This window comes from Photorhabdus bodei (assembly GCF_003287735.1).
Taxonomy (GTDB): Bacteria; Pseudomonadota; Gammaproteobacteria; order Enterobacterales; family Enterobacteriaceae; genus Photorhabdus; species Photorhabdus kayaii.
On sequence record NZ_NSCM01000007.1, the window covers coordinates 73,959 to 91,655 of the forward strand.

The window sequence follows — 17,697 nt, forward strand, 5'->3', positions numbered from 1 at the left end:
CGGGAGTTCAGTATGGCCTNGACAAAGTGTGAGAGATCCAGCGTATGTCCATTCAGTAAAATATAGCGTAACACCACATTGCGCTGCTCGGTTGTATTATACCCTGCATTCAAGAGTTCCACCAATTGGAGGAGCCATTCCTGCATATCCCGGCGGCGGATGTGTTTTTGCACCAGCTCCATCAGGGCAACGCCTTTATGTGTCAGGATCTCTTCATCGCTGAGCACACTGACGTCCACCAACGGAAACGCCTGGCGGTATAAGCGAGCAGCCTGTTCGGGGAGCGTAAAACAATCCAGCCACCGGTTTGAGTAAGGATACGGCCGAACCTCACCATGATAAAACAGCAGCGGCACCACCAACGGGAGTTCAGTATGGCCTTTTTTCAGGTGAGCCGCCATCGCTGACATGGCGTAATACATCAACCGCCAGGCCATCAGCGGGTCAGGGGTGGATTGATGTTCAATCAGACAGTAGATATAACCTTGTCCCCGAGCCGTTTCAACCGAGTACAGCACATCACTGTGCAGTTGACGTAAATGCCGGTCCACAAAACTGCCGGGTTCCAGTTTCAATGTGGATAAATCACACAACGACTGGACCTCTTCGGGCAGATAAAGGGATAAGAACTCCCTGGCCGTTTCAGGCTGCGTTAAAAAATGCTTGAATAACGCGTCATGGTGAGGTCGTTTTTCTTTCTTTGCCACAATCCGTTTCTCTGTCTTATCAGTTAATCATCGCCACTCATTATCAAGGCTATAATATCTCTGGAAAACCCGCAATCAAGTTACAAAGAACATCTTCCCATATTTTCTCAGGCAGGTCTTTACCGAATGCATTAATATAAGCGCCTAAAGAATCAAATATCAGAAAAGAAAAAACGAGGAAACTTTATATTCACAACAACGCTAATAACAATAAGCTTATCAAACATCGAAAAAAATCAAAGCATTAATTTATAAAAAAAATAATTACATCACACTTTTCTTAAATGTAAAAACACATCCAGAAAATGAATAAAGAAATTAGTATTTGCATTGAAGAAAATTTATAACGAATTTTTCTAATAATCCTACGTCTTAAAACACGCTAAAAAAGTATCCTTACAAGTAAATTACAAGTAAAAATAAACCTTGACTTATAATTTCAATTGTATACTTTTAGTACATAACGCTATGTTAAACTAAATTTCAAAGAAACAGGTTACTCATTATGGATGCTTTAGATGAATTTTACGAAAGAAATCCTTCGGCCAGAGGATACTTGGATAACAGTACCAATGAAGAAAGAAAACTCCTAAAAATTCAAATGGATAAACAAAATGAGTTGATGATGCTTATGAACCAAGTTGCCGATAAATATGTAAAATGGAGTCTGGCCAAAGACCATTTTATCGGTGAAGTCATGGCTTATTGCCAAGAAAACACATCAAAGATAAATACCGGGGAGATCTCAATCTCTGAAGCAATAGCTTTATTAGACGAAGAAATCCGATCATTAGAAGAGCAAGATTCAATGCTTTCTCAAAAGAGTGTAAGGCAAGCCATTGTTGTAAAGAAAAAGATAAACAGTGAAAATGCTAAAAGTAGAAATAATGAGACAGTTAATTTGATTGTCTCATGGATTGGATTTGTATCTGGCAGTATACAACTCATTGGTGGATTTCTTGCTATTGATAGCGGTGTTGGAGCAACGCTTGGAGCACCATTGATGGCTCATGGCTTCAATAATATTGTTGAAAGTGGTTATTATATCCTTTATCGCGAAAGCTATACTGGGCCAGTTAAATTCATCTATGAAGGGGTTGGAGAAAAAGCTTTTGGAATGGATAAGCACAATGCTGATGTGATATATACATCGGTTGATGTTGGAATGTCTATTAATGGACTACTTGGCTACAGGCTTGAACCAGATAGTCAACGATTGTATCGGTATATTAATGCTGATCTACTTGTTAGCTTAAAACAACTAGGTATGGAAACTATGAGTTATAAAGAAATAACTCTTGAAGTCTTAGGGGACATGAATACCGTTTATGGACAATATAGATCATATTGAAGGAAGAAGAGGATGGTTGATTATTTATATGTTATTTTTTCTTTACTTGCACTTTATCCTCTATATATTGCTTTTAAAAAACTCCTAACTCCCTATGATGTTTATATTAATTTATTATCTATATTACTTATGATGGCATCTGATCTTTTCCATATACATGTTTTTCATACCGGATGCATTCCATTTTTTAGCGTGCCTACTTCATATGATGATTTTGTATTTTATAGTTCTATTGTACTAGCCATACTATGTAATATCACATTTATGATCGCACACAGCAGGCACTATAGGAAAAACAAATGGTAATCTTGTCGGTAAAATAACACTATTTTACCGGCAAATAAATTAATAAACGCGATCATCCCAAATACTATAAGCACTTGTCCCTGCTATATGATGAGTCCATGTGATACTCTTATAACGTAAAGATATCGTTTCCTGCGGCTGTGCGCCAGCATGTGTTATCGAATGGGGGTGATAAACAGCTAAATCAACTATCGTCGCCTCAATTACCTTTATAGTGTAATATAACTCCTGAATCCCGAATCGATTCGTTCTATAAATATCAAAGATACCGTCCAATACTTCATTTTCTGACATCGCTATTCCCAAAAGCGGTGACGATTTATCAACAGGTTTTTTAAATGTTATAGGATGGTGCTTGGCATGCTGATCCCAAGTTAAAGAATGATTAAGATTATACCCGTTATCCTTCAAGTTGCCTCTTTGTTGGCTGCACTCTCTCACCCCGGTCACATAGTTATCTATGCTCCCGGGGATTCGCTCCCTTGCCGCCGCGATGCATCTTGAAATCCATAGGGTATATATATGAATATCTGGTCTGTATGATCTAATTGGCCTTTATTTCCTATTGAATCTATCGATGAACAACCTGCCGATATCAATCCCTGCTTACGGCCCTTTAAGGTTAAATAGATTAAGTCTGACATATGTGCTCCTTATTAGCGTTAAAATGCCAACTACTAACTATTAGTAGGGATTTCCATTCTACAGAAAAAAACACCCAATGGAATTAAAATTATTCCGATCATATGGGTTGGAAGTTAATTAAATTCAGCCATCAGTTAACATTGAAACACTTTATTACAATTATTATCAATTTGATACAATTAAAAACAATTAGCAACAATTTGTAGGAAATTATTTATATTTTCTGGTCGTCACTTATATTTAACACTTGTTGAATAATGGAATTAATATAATATGTTTACCTAATCTCTCAATCTGACTGCATCTTCCGAGATGCCGTCAAAAAAGCGATTTAAAATATTATGAATTAACAAACTTAATTGGAAAACTATATGGATAATAAAAATCCAAACTCAAACTCCAATGTTATGCCTGACGACAGTCAGGAAATATTTATTCCTGATGGTCAGTCCCTCAGTAGCACAGAAGGTGTGAAATGGATTGGTCAAGCATGGCAACTCGCCAAGGATAAATGGGGCATGTGGATACTACTCTATATTATCTATTCTATATGTATAGCTGGTTTCGCGCTTATTCCTTTTATTGGAATATTTGCCGGGCTTTTGAACCCAGTATTTATCGGCGGTATAATTGCTGTGTGCGAAAAACAGAGAACTACCGGAGAATTCGAACTGGGGCTGTTATTCAACGGATTCCAGAAAAACTTTGCGTCACTGCTCGGCGTTGGCGCTTTAACGCTTGGTATCATACTCCTCGGTGTTATCGCACTGTTTATTGGCGGTGGTAGTGCCGTACTTCATATCCTATTCGCCGTTCAGCATGGTGAAATCTCAGCCGAAATGCTTGAAAATGGCCTATCTTCATTACTTCTTAGTCTCTTTATTCTGATGGTTTTCTTAATTGTGAATGCCGCATTGACTTGGTTTGCGCCAGCGCTAATTGTCATCCATAATCTGAAATTTGATGCTGCCATATCAATGAGTTTAGCCGCAGTGAGAAAGAATCTATTACCCGGTTTATTATTCTTTATCATCTCCGCGATCATCTTCATAATCTCGGTAATGACTTTTGGTTTAGGTTTTCTCATCTCTATACCAATACTTTTAGTTAGTTATTATTCCTCCTATCGCAGCATTTTTATCGGTAAAGAGAAATCATCAACATTTTAATCGACTAAAAAATATTTAGGTTGGCAAGCCTCGCTATTTAAAACGAGGTTTGTTTTTTTTGATGGGAAAACTCCTGCCATTTTCCCCTCTTAACCCCATTTGATTGTCATTATAGGTTGAATTTTTACCGCAAAGCATCAACCATTTAAGGATCATTTAAAACGAGTAAAAGAATCCGAAGTTATACTGATATTGGAAGAAAAAAACATCAGGAAAAACAAGGTTTAAATTGATTAATAAAGTGGCAAAACGACAAATCCCGCATATTAAGTAAACTTGCTTAAACAAAAGATTTTACATAGCCGTAATACGCTTTCGAAAAATCAGATAAATCATTAAAATGGACCAGAAAATCCTTAGATTAACCAGATTAACATAAAAAAATTTAAAAAGATTAAAAGCTATTAAAGAAATAGGCATTGATTTTAATACCATTAATGCCAGATTTTAAAAAAGTACAGGCTCTAAAAACAACCTATTTTCTGTCATGTTTAATGCATTTATCGACGATTTTATCCCCCGCTCATTTTATATTTATTTAACTTACCATAACCATTCAAAAGCACGAATATAAAGAGATTAAGGCTTTTATGTGACAGGAAGATTTAACTATGGTGCAATTTTTTATAAATACAATTAATTACACTTAATCTAAATCTATTAACCATTAATAGAGAACTGAAAAGAAATCAGCATGCAAAGGAATATTATCCAAATAAATTAATATTAAGGTGTTTTTTCGCCATTATTTTATGCAGCAAACCATAAAAATAACTTAATAAAAAACAGATAAAACCGTTAATGTATCAGGATTTAAGCGCTGAAAAAGTAAGGTATTATTCGAGAAAACATAAAGGGATATCTTTATATCATCAGGCTACTTACTGGCTGATTTATAAAGATAAGATAAAGGTAAAACAGAGCCAGTAAAGATAAAAAAGTATGATTAATGTCGGTTAAATGTAAAACACGATGTTTCATAATGATTAAACTTAATAAAAAGCAGACGTTAAAAGTGGTAAAAAAATGGTTAAAACCTTATGCCAATTAAAACCTAAGGTTAAAACAATGGTTTTTAATAACAGCGTAAAACCTTCCCTTGGTAAAGCTTATAAGTGAAAACAAAAACTGCTTTATTAAGAGTCACATAACCCATAAAATAAGGATATGAATAGATTAATCAAACAATCTGTTTTTCCAAAGGAAACGGCTTTAATAGCGTTTTTAATCACAAGAGTAAATTTTTTATAAACCAGTTAAATAATCTATGATGTAAAGTCGACATTGAAATATAAATATTAATTAAATTCCATGATAGAAACCACAATATATTACCTAAATAACTTAGTTATTTAGGTAAATATAAGACCTCTCGAACAAGTTAAAACACACACAGCAACACATTGCTTGTAAATCCACCACACCCATTAGGTAATTACTCCTATTTAGTACTTTTTTATTAATAAATTTAATATATTATACCTGCCAGCTTTTCTCAGATGACTGTAATTTTTAAGATGCAGACAGGAAAAGCGATTTAATAAATTACAAGTTAATAATGAAATTGGAAAATATATGAATAATAAGAATCTAAATTTTAATTCCAACACTATACCCAACAATCAAGAGGTATTTATCCCTGGTGGTCAATCCCTCAGTAGCACAGAAGGTATGGAATGGATTAGTCAAGCATGGAGTCTCGTAAAATGTAAATTGGGTATGTGGATACTACTTAGTATCATTTATTTCATTATCATATCTGGTTTACAGCTTATTCCTTTCCTTGGGATATTTACAGGGATTTTAGGCTCAGTACTGGCCGGAGGCATTATTGCTCTGTGTGAAAAACAGAGAACTACCGGAGAATTTGAATTCGGGCTGTTATTCAGCGGATTTCAGAAAAACTTTGCGTCACTACTTGGCGTTGGTGCTTTATCGTTTGGTATTATGATCCTTGGTATCATAGCAATGTTTATTACCGGCGGTAATGCAGTGATTAATATCTTCTTAGCTAGTCAATCTGGTGAAATTCCTGTTGACATATTCCTGGGTGATTTGTCCCCATTATTTCTTAGTTTCTTTATTCTGTTCATCTTCAGCATTATTGCTGCTGCTTTAACCTGGTTTGCACCAGCGTTAATCATTCTTCATAATTTGAAATTTGGTGCTGCCGTATCAATGAGCCTGGAGGCTGTGAAGAAGAATTTATTACCCGGTTTATTATTCTTTAGTCTCTTTGGGTTAATGATGGTGCTTTCTATAGTGACTTTAGGCTTGGGCCTTTTAGTCTCTATACCCATATATTTCGCCAGCTATTACTCCTCTTACCGTAGCATTTTTATCGGTAAAGAGAAATCATCGACTTTAGTTAATTAAAAGATAAAGATACATCTATTATTTACTGAATCCAGTAATTTTATTTTCAGTAAATTTATAATTAATCAAATAGACAGCAAAAAGCGCCAAATCTGGCGCTTTTCATTAATACAATAATCAACCAATATATTCCAAACCACCCATATATGGACGCAATACTTCGGGTATTTCAATACGACCATCGGCTTGCTGATAGTTTTCCATAATGGCAACCAGAGTACGGCCAACTGCCAGACCAGAGCCATTCAGGGTATGGAGTAATTGAGTTTTCTTATCTTCTTTGCCACGGAAACGTGCTTGCATACGGCGCGCCTGGAAATCCCACATATTAGAACAGGAAGAGATTTCACGATATGTGTTCTGAGCCGGTAACCACACTTCCAAATCATAAGTTTTACACGCGCTAAAACCCATATCACCGGTACACAATAAAACTTTACGATATGGCAGGTTCAGTAATTGCAGTACTTTCTCTGCATGTCCTGTCAATGCTTCCAATGCATCCATTGATTCATCAGGATGAACAATCTGAACCAACTCAACTTTATCAAACTGGTGCATACGGATCAGGCCACGAGTGTCACGACCATAAGAACCCGCTTCTGAACGGAAGCAAGGGGTATGAGCGGTCATTTTCAATGGCAATTCATTTTCATCCAGAATGTCACCACGAACCAAGTTGGTTATCGGAACTTCAGCAGTTGGGATCAGCGCGTAATGGCTTTCCGCCTCTTCTTCCAGCGGCTTAGTATGAAAAAGATCTTCACCAAATTTCGGCAATTGGCCCGTACCATATAAGGTTTCATGGTTTACCAAATAGGGAACATAAGTTTCCAAATAGCCATGCTGTTCTGTGTGAAGGTTTAGCATAAATTGCGCCAAGGCCCGATGCAGACGGGCAATTTGCCCTTTCATCACCACAAAGCGTGAACCGGTTAGTTTAACCGCAGCGGCAAAGTCCAGACCATTGGTCAATTCACCTAATGAAACATGATCTTGAATTTCAAAATCATATTTACCTGGCTCACCCCAACGGCTCACTTCCAAATTATCGTTCTCATCTTTACCTACCGGTACAGAGTCATCTGGAATGTTAGGGATACTTAAAGCCAAATCACGGATTTCAGCTTGAAGTTTTTCCAGTTCGGCTTTCGCTGTATCCAACTTTTCACCTAACTGGTTCACTTCCTGACGTAGCGGATCAATATCTTCACCACGGGCTTTTGCTGCACCAATAACTTTCGATCGGGAATTACGTTCTGCTTGCAGGGTTTCAGTTTCAACTTGTAAAACTTTACGGCGCTCTTCTTGTTTGCGCAGCGTATCCACGTCAAGGGTATAACCCCTGCGAGCCAGTTTTTCGGCGACTGCGTCTAGCTCATTACGCAGTATGTTTGGATCGAGCATGCTAGTCCTGTGCTTGTCGTTATTAAGTTATACCCGTTATCTTTCAAGTTGCCTCTTTGTTGGCGGCACTCTCTCACCCCAGTCACATAGTTATCTATGCTCCCAGGGATTCGCTCCCTTGCCGTCGCGATGCATCTTGAAATCCATTGGGTATAGATGATGTGAATAGACCCACACAAGTTGATGGGCCATAAGGTATTTTTACCCGTCAACCTTACCGCAACAATAACGTTAGCGATAGCGTTTTATCGGGCTATTTTGATCCTGTTCAGCAAGCCAGGTGAGTTTATCGCCTATTTTACCTTCTAATCCTCGGTTAGCCGGATGATAATAACGAGTTTCCCGCATCTCAGGCGGAAAATAAACTTCACCCGCAGCATAAGCATTAGGTTCGTCATGGGCATAACGATATTCCTCGCCAAGCCCCATCCCTTTCATCAATTTTGTCGGTGCATTGCGCAAATGTGCGGGAACATCATAATCAGGTTTTTCCTTCGCATCAGCCATTGCTGCTTTAAAAGCGGTATAAACAGCGTTACTTTTCGGGGCACAAGCAAGATAAACAATAGCCTGAGCAATCGCCCTTTCACCTTCTGCCGGCCCAACACGGGTAAAACAATCCCATGCAGCAATCGCTACCTGCATTCCCCTAGGATCGGCATTACCAACATCTTCGGAAGCAATAGCCAATAAACGACGGGCAACATATAACGGATCACCACCGGCAGTAATAATTCGAGCATACCAATAAAGCGCAGCGTCAGGTGCAGAACCACGAATAGATTTATGCAGTGCTGAAATCAAATCGTAATAACGATCACCTTTATTATCAAAACGCGCACTTCTCTCTCCACTGACTTCTTTCAATAGCCCCGGTGTCAAAACCCTCAGCCCCTGAGCATCGGTTTCTGCCACATCCGCCATCATTTCAAGCAGATTCAGTGAGCGACGAGCATCGCCTGCAACCAGTTCCGCCACCATGTGACGGGTATTTTCGGGCAAAACGATATTCTGTCCACGATAACCACGCTCTTTATCATTCATGGCCTGCTCAAGAACCTGCTCAATCTCTTCTGTTGTCAATGACTTAAGTAGATAGACACGCGCTCGTGAAAGTAACGCGGAATTCAGTTCAAAAGAAGGATTTTCTGTCGTCGCACCAATAAAGGTGATCGTGCCATCTTCAATGTGTGGCAGAAAAGCATCCTGTTGGCTTTTGTTAAAACGATGTACTTCATCAACAAACAGGATAGTTCTACGCCCTGCATTCCGGTTCTGACGCGCTTTTTCAATCGATTCACGTATCTCTTTGATACCGGAAGTGACCGCAGATATCCGTTCAACATCAGCCTGAGCATAATGCCCAATAATTTCAGCTAATGTTGTTTTGCCCGTCCCCGGTGGCCCCCATAAAATCATGGAGTGCAGTTGTCCAGCCCGGATAGCCCTTGGCAGAGGTTTTCCCTCAGCGAGTAAATGCCGCTGCCCGATATATTGCTCTAATGTCATCGGCCGCATACGCGCGGCCAGTGGCTGAAATTCATTTTGAGAAAAATCGAGTGACAGGTTGTTCACTTAAACCTCACTGGCGCTGATCATCCAGCGTAACGCCTTTCGGTAGCACAAAACTGAACTTTGCCGCATCCACATGGGTATTTTGCTGCCCTTTTAATTGATAAGCACTCTTTTGTCCATCCTGCTCAATAGCAGAAAATTTTTGGATAGTGCCATCCGTCGTGACGGTAATCGAGAAACGTTTCAGATTACCAGTGACATTATTCGGCGTCAGTTCAAAATCATTCCCTTGCTGGCTAATTTTATATTGGGACCAATCTTTAGCATCGTTACGAGTAATTAACATAAACGGCGTGTTACCTGTGGCATCTTTCAACCAATTAGCCGTTACCTGCTCAACAAATGGATTATAAAACCACAATGTTTTACCATCCGATACCAAAACGCTTTCATCAGGTGATGTCATATGCCAGTTAAATAGGTTTGGTCGTTTAACCCACAATTGCCCTTCACCTTCCTGAATTGTTGCTCCATCATCACTGGTGACGGTTTGAGTAAAGCTGGCATGAAAACTGTTTACTTTACCCAAACGCTCCTGCAAATTCTGGCTGGCACTTGCCCATACCGCATTGATACTCATGCCAGCCATTAAACAACCAATCAATATCAGCTTTTTCATGTAAGAGATACCTTTCTCAGCGTTATTACTTCTTTCTCAACGTTGTTACTTGAATGATTTATTATCAGAGTTTTCAACGTTCAATATTCACTATACCCTATGGATTTCAAGATGCATCGCGACGGCAAGGGAACAAATCCCCGGGAGCATAGATAACTATGTGACCGGGGTGAGCGAGTGCAGTCAACAAAGAGGCAACTTGAAAGATAACGGGTATATCAGCTCTCATGTGGCGGTGGAGCTAATACTTCACGATTACCATTATGACCCGGAGCACTGACAATCTGCTGTGCCTCCATCTGTTCCACAATACGCGCCGCTCGGTTATAACCAATACGGAATTGGCGCTGGACACCAGAAATCGAAACTCGTCGTTTTTCCGTCACGAATTGAACTGCCTGATCAAACAAGGCGTCTAGCTCTTCATCACTGTCAAGGCCTAAGCCACCTTCAGCATCATCACCACCACTGAGAATGCTATCAATATACTCTGGACGACCGCGGGCTTTCCAATCATTAACCACTTCATGAACTTCCTGATCCCGAACAAATGCGCCATGAACACGCACCGGAATCGAGGAGTTTGGCGCCAGATAAAGCATATCCCCCATGCCCAACAGGGATTCAGCGCCGCCTTGATCAAGGATGGTGCGGGAATCAATTTTGCTGGAAACCGTAAAGGCAATACGAGTCGGAATATTCGCTTTAATCAAGCCGGTAATAATATCGACAGATGGGCGTTGAGTCGCCAGAACCAAATGGATACCAGCAGCACGCGCTTTCTGTGCTAATCGGGCAATCAGCTCTTCAACTTTTTTACCGACGGTCATCATTAAGTCAGCAAATTCATCTACCATAACAACAATATACGGTTCTTTTTTCAGCACCGGATGAGTAGCATCCATGCTGTCACCCGGCTTCCAGAATGGATGAGGAATTGGGCGTCCCATCTCTTCTGCCTGCTTAACCTTTTCGTTATAACCCGCCAGATTACGCACACCCAATGCAGACATCAGTTTATAACGGCGTTCCATTTCACCGACACACCAGCGCAGTGCATTAGCAGCATCTTTCATATCGGTAACAACTTCGGTTAACAGATGCGGAATACCTTCATAAACCGATAACTCCAACATTTTTGGGTCAATCATAATAAAGCGGACATCCTCTGGTTTTGCTTTATAGAGGATACTGAGGATCATGGCGTTGACGCCAACAGATTTACCCGAACCGGTTGTACCCGCCACCAGCAAGTGCGGCATTTTACCTAAATCAGCGACAACCGGCTGGCCGCCAATATCTTTACCCAACACAATTGTCAGTGGTGACGGATTATCGCGGAATTTTTCACAATCCAATACTTCACGCAAATAGACCGTCTGGCGCTTTTTATTCGGCAATTCCAAGCCAACATAAGGTTTACCCGGAATCACTTCAACAATACGCACAGCGACCGCTGATAGAGAACGTGCTAAATCTCTTGATAAGTTGGAAATACGTGAGGCTTTAACACCCGGAGCCAAATCCAGTTCAAACCGGGTAATCACCGGACCGGGTGAAAAACCCACAACATCAGCTTTAACTCGATAATCACTCAGACGCGCTTCAATCAAACGGGACGTTTGCTCAAGGGCAAACATATCAACGGGTTCCTCTTCCGCTAAAGGATTGGTTAGCAGATCGAGCGAAGGCATTGGTGTCGTTGGTTTTGGCAACGGTTGATCGTTACGAACTAAAAACGGATGGAATAAGCTATCTTGCTGCGGTTGCTGCGGTTGCTGCGGTTGCTGCGGTTGCTGCGGTTGCTGCGGTTGCTGCGGTTGCTGCGCAACATTGTGTACAGGTGCTGGCGCAAAAGCAATTTCTGTGGGTCGTTCTGATTGATTTTCCGGTGCTGATTGAACAGAAGGCATAAATAACGGCTCTGCCGGCTCTTTTTCGACTAAATCTTCAACCGGTGAAAAATTATTTAAAATCGATAAACTCTCCAGAGCAGAAAGCTCTTTTTTCTCCTGGTGACCTTGCTCCTGATAACGCTTATATTGCGGCTGCTCAACTGTCTGTTTGACAGTCTCTGTCGCTGTTTGAGCCCATTTTTCCACCGAAGGCTCATTTTCCAGCTCAAATAAATTCTGTCTTATCTGAGGCTGGATTGGGGCCTGTTCTTCTGTATCCGCCGTAATACGATAACGCTCGCGCTGTTGTTCAAGAAACTGCTGACTCAGCAACGCTTCTTGCTGTTTATCAGACTCAATATCATCATCCGCTCCACCTATTTGTTGTTTAACCTCTTCTTCACGCTGTTGTTCCGCAAGACGTTGTGAAGGCACTTTAATGCCATACAGTTCACGGCGGGTTGGAATACGGACAGGATTAGGACGGGGTAGTTCTGGCCCGATTCCTTGCTTAACCTGAGAGTTGCCTGTTATAACCGTTGCAGAGGTTGAGGCTGCTACAACATTTTTTGGTTCTGTTTCAGGCATAAAAGTGAAAGTGTCGCTGCCATTCCGGCTATTTTCGACGGGCTCAAATGTTGGCGTCGCTTCACGATTAAATTCAGATATAGGTTCAAAATGGTATTCAGCAGGCGTTTCAAATATATAACGAACAGGTTCGTCATTATTCTTTTCGCTCTCTTCTACTAATGACTGAGGCCGTGCAATATCACCGGATGTATTAACCAGAATTTCAGGTTCAGCATCAATATCAGCCATATTAGTGGTAGGAATATCTATTGGCTGTTCTTGTTCGATTTCTGCTTTCACCGATTCTGGTTCGTCCAGTTCAGCTTTTGCTAATTCTACGGCTGAAGGTGCTGTAAATAGTACATCATCATGATCAATATCAGCCGCTGTAAATTCAGATTCTGTTTTATCATCGGCGGGATCTTCCCTCTCAATAGCCGTTTCACCGTATGGCATATATTCCTGTTCATTACGGCTACGATTGGTAATAAATCCTATTGCTCCCAGAATTACTGCTCCCGTTTTTTCAGCAATGGTTAACCATGACCAACCAGTAAATAACGTCAACCCAATTGCCCAAATACACAGCAAGACCAAAGTTGCACCTAATTCATTAAACCAGGGCAACATCGCACTACTAAACAGACTGCCAATAATACCGCCGGAAGCAAAGTAATGGAGATCGTCAACATTCAGTGCCGCTAATCCACATGAAGTCAAAACGATTGCCAATGCGCCAATAACGCGCAAAGCCAACGCAAAGAAATCGACATACTCTCGGTCATCATGTTGCTTAAAAGCAGTCCAGCAACCCAATATCATCACTGGCGGGATGACATAAGCTAGAATGCCAAATGCAGAAAACAGCGTATCGGCCAGCCATGCACCCACACCCCCCCCCAAATTATGCACTGGCTCATGCCATGCAGTCTGAGACCAACTGGGATCAGAAGGGTTAAAACTGACAAGTGCGACCAGCAGATAAGCCGCTAGGATAACAATGATAAGCAACACAGCTTCTAACAGCCTGCGCCCACTACTCAGTCTCTTTAATTTAATATTTTTATCTTCTGTATATTCCTGGCTCAAGAAAGGCTCTCCAGGTTTCCTGTTGATTTAACGGAACAACGCCGAGATAGCTCAGCGTTGAAACTGTATGCATAAACAGGAGTGTACCTAAGTTTTTCCAGTTTTGCACCTGTACATTTTTGGTAAGATTTTAGCGAGTCTTAATGACCAAACGATTGCTCTGCTTAACTTCTTCCATCACAACATATGTGCGGGTGTCATTAACACCTGGCAAACGCAACAAAGTTTCGCCTAGCAACTTACGATAAGCTGACATGTCTGGTACGCGAGTTTTCAATAGATAGTCGAAATCACCGGAAACTAAGTGGCATTCCTGAATCTCTTCCAATTTTTGTACAGCAGCGTTGAATTGTTCAAAAACATCTGGAGCACCACGGTTTAAGGTAATTTCAACAAATACCAGCAAAGATGCATCCAAATAGTGAGGATTCAGCAATGCCGTGTATCCAGTAATAAACCCTTGGCGTTCCAGACGACGAACACGCTCCAGACACGGGGTTGGAGACAAACCTACCCGTTTAGACAGTTCTACATTAGAAATTCGCCCATCTTTCTGTAGCTCATTTAGGATATTACGATCTATGCGATCAAGATCTTTTCCCGGACGTTTTTTATTATCTATCATTTTGTTGATCTCTCTTTATTTTCCTACACCCATAACATTTTCCCCTATCTCTTGAGTTTGAGTTGGAAAAGATGTCTTAAAGTTAAAGCCTCGCTCTATCAGCGTAAAGCAACTCACAGGCCATTTTTTTAATGCTACACTAGAGGGAATTATCCGCATGTCGATTTTTATAGAAACGAATTTAGCGAGGTGGATAATTATCTCTTACAGTGATGTTTTCGCAAATGCACAGCCGATTGTCAAAGTAAATGAGCAAAAATCAGAACAACCTGTGGAACAAATTTTCAGTTAATCGTTTCGATAGTCTATCATTAATTGAAAACGAGCAAATAAAATCCAAACAGCACTAAAAGGACACTTTTCTCAGGTTAAAATCATTGTTAGTTAATATCTATCGGTAAAATCGTTAGTAACATGAGTCTTTTAACTTTTTTTACCCTCCTATTTCTCCTACAATCGTTCGATATTCGATAGGTGATAAATGGAAATGAGGTATTCATGAACGCCGCCAAACACCACAAACTCATTATTCTTGGCTCCGGTCCAGCAGGCTATACTGCTGCGGTTTACGCTGCCCGAGCAAATTTAAATCCGGTTCTTATTACCGGGGTTGAAAAAGGCGGTCAATTGACTACAACCACCGAGGTCGAAAACTGGCCAGGCGATCCTGAAGATTTGACCGGCCCAGGGTTAATGGAGCGCATGCACCAACATGCTGAAAAATTCCAAACTGAAATCATTTCTGACCATATTCAAAAAGTTGATCTGCAAAACCGGCCTTTACGCCTTTATGGTGATGAACAAGAATATACCTGTGACGCACTGATTATCGCAACAGGTGCTTCTGCCCGTTATTTAGGTTTACCTTCTGAAGAGGCATTCAAAGGGCGTGGTATTTCAGCCTGTGCAACTTGTGATGGTTTCTTTTATCGTAACCAGAAAGTCGCCGTTGTTGGCGGTGGTAATACTGCGGTGGAAGAGGCCTTATATCTGGCAAATATTGCAGCGGAAGTTCATCTAATTCATCGCCGTGATACCTTCCGTTCAGAGAAAATCTTGATCAGTCGCCTGATGGATAAAGTCAAAAATGGCAATATCATCCTGCACACCGATCGTATTCTGGATGAAGTACTCGGTGATGATATGGGCGTTACCGGTGTTCGCCTACGCGATACCCAAAGTGGCGCTACAGAAGAATTGGCGGTTACCGGCACCTTCATTGCTATCGGCCATACTCCCAATACCGCTATCTTTGAAGGCCAATTAGAACTGGATAATGGTTACATCAAAGTTCAATCCGGTTTACAGGGTAACGCCACTCAGACCTCTATTCCCGGTGTCTTCGCCGCCGGTGATGTCATGGATCATACCTACCGACAGGCAATTACGTCCGCCGGTACAGGTTGTATGGCAGCCCTTGACGCAGAACGTTTCCTGGATGGGCTAGCCGCTAAATAAATTCTTTTTCTTTCAAGGCGCTATTTCGGTAGCGCTTTTTAACATGTAACATATCAGCAGGATGTTGACACATAGGATATGTCCAGCCTTTTGGTACACCATTATTCTCACCTGTTAAATTAGAATTTTTCCTTATGGACAAAACAAGACAGTATGAATTGGTTCGCTGGCTGAAACAGCAAAGTGCCCCGGCCCAACGCTGGCTCCGCCTGTCCATGTTATTTGGCTTAATCAATGGATTATTGATTATTGCTCAAGCCTGGCTACTGGCCTCAATTCTGCAAGCTTTAATCATGGATAATCTTCCACGCGAGCACATTACGAACGAATTCTGGTTGCTAGCAGCCACCTTTGTGTTACGAGCTATCATCAGTGCCATTCGGGAACGAATCGGTTTTATCTGTGGCAAAGTCGTGCGTCAGAAAATCCGCGCTATGGTATTGGATAAGCTGGAACAACTTGGCCCAATGTGGGTTAAGGGTAAACCAGCCGGTAGCTGGGCAACCATTATTCTTGAGCAGATAGAAGATATGCAGGATTATTATTCCCGCTATCTGCCACAGATGTCTCTCGCCGTCATAATCCCTATTCTTATTCTGATCACCCTATTCCCTGTTAACTGGGCTGCCGGGCTAATTTTATTCGCTACTGCTCCCCTAATCCCGTTATTTATGGCGCTGGTTGGTTTAGGTGCCGCAGACGCTAATCGGCGTAATTTTGTCGCACTAGGGCGGTTAAGCGGTAATTTTCTTGATAGGTTACGTGGGTTAGAAACGTTGCGCTTGTTTTATCGCGGCAAAGTAGAAACACAACAAATCAACGAATCCACCGAAAACTTCCGTTGCAGAACAATGGAAGTGCTGAGATTAGCGTTCCTTTCTTCTGCGGTGCTGGAGTTCTTTGCTGCCATTTCTATTGCCGTTGTCGCTGTCTATTTCGGTTTCTCCTATTTGGGGGAACTTAATTTTGGCAGTTACGGGATGGGTGTTACCCTGTTTGCCGGTTTTCTGGTGTTAACCCTCGCCCCAGAATTTTTTCAGCCATTACGCGATCTAGGTACTTATTATCACGCTAAAGCACAGGCGATTGGGGCCGCCGAAGCATTAGTGACTTTATTGAGCAGTGATGGTGAATATGCACCTGCCGGTGGTGATAAAACACTTCCCCCCCAAGATCCGTTGACCATCATTGCTAATAATCTGGAAATTTTGGCCCACGACGGCAACCGGCTTGCTGGCCCGTTGAATTTTACTATAGAGAAAAATCAACGGGTGGCATTAGTTGGTCAAAGTGGAGCAGGTAAAAGTTCCCTCTTGAATTTACTGTTAGGGTTCCTGCCCTATCGTGGTTCAATACAAATTAATGGCACCGAACTGTGTGAGTTGGATCAGCAGAGATGGCGTAATCAACTGAGCTGGGTTGGACAAAATCCACATCTGCCTGAGCAGACTTTGCTTGATAATATTCGTCTGAACCAACCTAATGCCAATCAACAACAAATCCATCAGGTTATGGAACAAGCATACGTCACTGAATTTATTCACGATTTACCCGATAGGCTGAATACCATCATCGGTGATAATGCAGCACGATTATCCGTTGGTCAGGCCCAACGTATCGCTGTTGCCCGTGCCCTATTGAAACCTTGCCGGTTATTATTACTGGATGAGCCTGGCGCCAGCCTGGATGCGCATAGCGAACAACAGGTGATGGAAACACTCAATCAGGCATCTCATCATCAGACGACCCTGTTAGTTACCCATCAATTGGAAGAAACGCTGGAATATGATCAGATTTGGGTCATGGAAAAGGGGTTGATTATTGAACAGGGAGATTACCAGTCGCTAAGCCAATCTCAAGGGGTATTCACCCGCCTGTTATCCCATCGAAGTGAGGAGCTGTAGT

At 41.3% G+C, this 17,697-nt stretch carries 13 protein-coding genes and 2 pseudogenes; 6 read left to right on the plus strand and 9 right to left on the minus strand.

The window, feature by feature from the left end:
- Nucleotides 1-8: 8 nt before the first annotated feature.
- Nucleotides 9-707 (minus strand): annotated as a pseudogene (locus tag CKY02_RS07435) (Rpn family recombination-promoting nuclease/putative transposase); the annotation flags it as partial.
- Between the two features lie 505 nt (nucleotides 708-1,212).
- Here CKY02_RS07435 and CKY02_RS07440 point away from each other — a divergent pair.
- A complete protein-coding gene (locus CKY02_RS07440) occupies nucleotides 1,213-2,058 on the plus strand; it encodes a DUF4225 domain-containing protein (RefSeq protein WP_112894799.1) in 846 nt (281 codons plus the stop codon).
- Between the two features lie 345 nt (nucleotides 2,059-2,403).
- Here the strand turns inward: CKY02_RS07440 and tssD are convergent, their stop codons facing one another.
- Both tssD and CKY02_RS25630 read right to left on the minus strand, forming a co-directional pair.
- Nucleotides 2,404-2,814 (minus strand): type VI secretion system tube protein TssD, encoded by a 411-nt coding sequence (tssD, locus tag CKY02_RS07450; RefSeq protein ID WP_240002023.1) that lies wholly within the window; start codon nucleotides 2,812-2,814, stop codon nucleotides 2,404-2,406.
- 69 nt (nucleotides 2,815-2,883) lie between these two features.
- A pseudogene (locus tag CKY02_RS25630) lies at nucleotides 2,884-3,008 on the minus strand (type VI secretion system tube protein Hcp); the annotation flags it as partial.
- Nucleotides 3,009-3,380: 372 nt separating this feature from the next.
- On the opposite strand from CKY02_RS25630, the gene CKY02_RS07460 reads away from it, so the two are divergent.
- Together CKY02_RS07460 and CKY02_RS07465 are read left to right on the plus strand one after the other, a co-directional pair.
- On the plus strand, nucleotides 3,381-4,178 hold the full coding sequence (locus CKY02_RS07460; protein ID WP_238399224.1) for a BPSS1780 family membrane protein: 798 nt from the start codon (nucleotides 3,381-3,383) through the stop codon (nucleotides 4,176-4,178).
- Between the two features lie 1,575 nt (nucleotides 4,179-5,753).
- The gene (locus tag CKY02_RS07465; RefSeq protein ID WP_112894802.1) at nucleotides 5,754-6,554 is read left to right on the plus strand and encodes a BPSS1780 family membrane protein; all 801 of its coding nucleotides are present in this window, start codon (nucleotides 5,754-5,756) and stop codon (nucleotides 6,552-6,554) included.
- A gap of 117 nt (nucleotides 6,555-6,671) precedes the next feature.
- Here CKY02_RS07465 and serS read toward each other — a convergent pair whose 3' ends face one another.
- The 4 genes from serS to lolA are packed head-to-tail and all read right to left on the minus strand — an operon-like array spanning nucleotide 6,672 to nucleotide 10,155.
- Nucleotides 6,672-7,961, minus strand: a complete 1,290-nt coding sequence (gene serS, locus CKY02_RS07470; RefSeq protein ID WP_112894803.1) for a serine--tRNA ligase — start codon at nucleotides 7,959-7,961, stop codon at nucleotides 6,672-6,674.
- Nucleotides 7,928-8,173, minus strand: coding sequence for a hypothetical protein (locus CKY02_RS23660; RefSeq protein ID WP_146747406.1), 246 nt, complete (start codon nucleotides 8,171-8,173; stop codon nucleotides 7,928-7,930). Before CKY02_RS23660 ends, serS begins: the two co-directional genes overlap by 34 nt.
- Before the next feature lie 19 nt (nucleotides 8,174-8,192).
- On the minus strand, nucleotides 8,193-9,536 hold the full coding sequence (locus CKY02_RS07475) for a replication-associated recombination protein A (protein ID WP_112894804.1): 1,344 nt from the start codon (nucleotides 9,534-9,536) through the stop codon (nucleotides 8,193-8,195).
- A gap of 7 nt (nucleotides 9,537-9,543) precedes the next feature.
- A complete protein-coding gene (gene lolA, locus CKY02_RS07480; protein ID WP_112894805.1) occupies nucleotides 9,544-10,155 on the minus strand; it encodes an outer membrane lipoprotein periplasmic chaperone LolA in 612 nt (203 codons plus the stop codon).
- Nucleotides 10,156-10,204: 49 nt separating this feature from the next.
- Between lolA and CKY02_RS23665 the strand changes: the two genes are divergently transcribed.
- Nucleotides 10,205-10,435 (plus strand): hypothetical protein, encoded by a 231-nt coding sequence (locus tag CKY02_RS23665; RefSeq protein ID WP_146747407.1) that lies wholly within the window; start codon nucleotides 10,205-10,207, stop codon nucleotides 10,433-10,435.
- On the opposite strand, the gene CKY02_RS07485 is transcribed toward CKY02_RS23665, so the two are convergent.
- Both CKY02_RS07485 and lrp read right to left on the minus strand, forming a co-directional pair.
- A complete protein-coding gene (locus CKY02_RS07485; RefSeq protein ID WP_112894806.1) occupies nucleotides 10,374-13,709 on the minus strand; it encodes a DNA translocase FtsK 4TM domain-containing protein in 3,336 nt (1,111 codons plus the stop codon). The two genes, CKY02_RS23665 and CKY02_RS07485, sit on opposite strands and share 62 nt — an antisense overlap.
- A gap of 130 nt (nucleotides 13,710-13,839) precedes the next feature.
- Nucleotides 13,840-14,334, minus strand: coding sequence for a leucine-responsive transcriptional regulator Lrp (gene lrp, locus CKY02_RS07490; RefSeq protein ID WP_011145896.1), 495 nt, complete (start codon nucleotides 14,332-14,334; stop codon nucleotides 13,840-13,842).
- A 498-nt stretch (nucleotides 14,335-14,832) separates the two neighbouring features.
- Between lrp and trxB the strand changes: the two genes are divergently transcribed.
- Both trxB and cydD read left to right on the plus strand, forming a co-directional pair.
- The gene (gene trxB, locus CKY02_RS07495) at nucleotides 14,833-15,792 is read left to right on the plus strand and encodes a thioredoxin-disulfide reductase (RefSeq protein ID WP_112894807.1); all 960 of its coding nucleotides are present in this window, start codon (nucleotides 14,833-14,835) and stop codon (nucleotides 15,790-15,792) included.
- A 134-nt stretch (nucleotides 15,793-15,926) separates the two neighbouring features.
- A complete protein-coding gene (gene cydD, locus CKY02_RS07500) occupies nucleotides 15,927-17,696 on the plus strand; it encodes a heme ABC transporter permease/ATP-binding protein CydD (RefSeq protein ID WP_112894808.1) in 1,770 nt (589 codons plus the stop codon).
- Nucleotide 17,697: the final 1 nt, after the last annotated feature.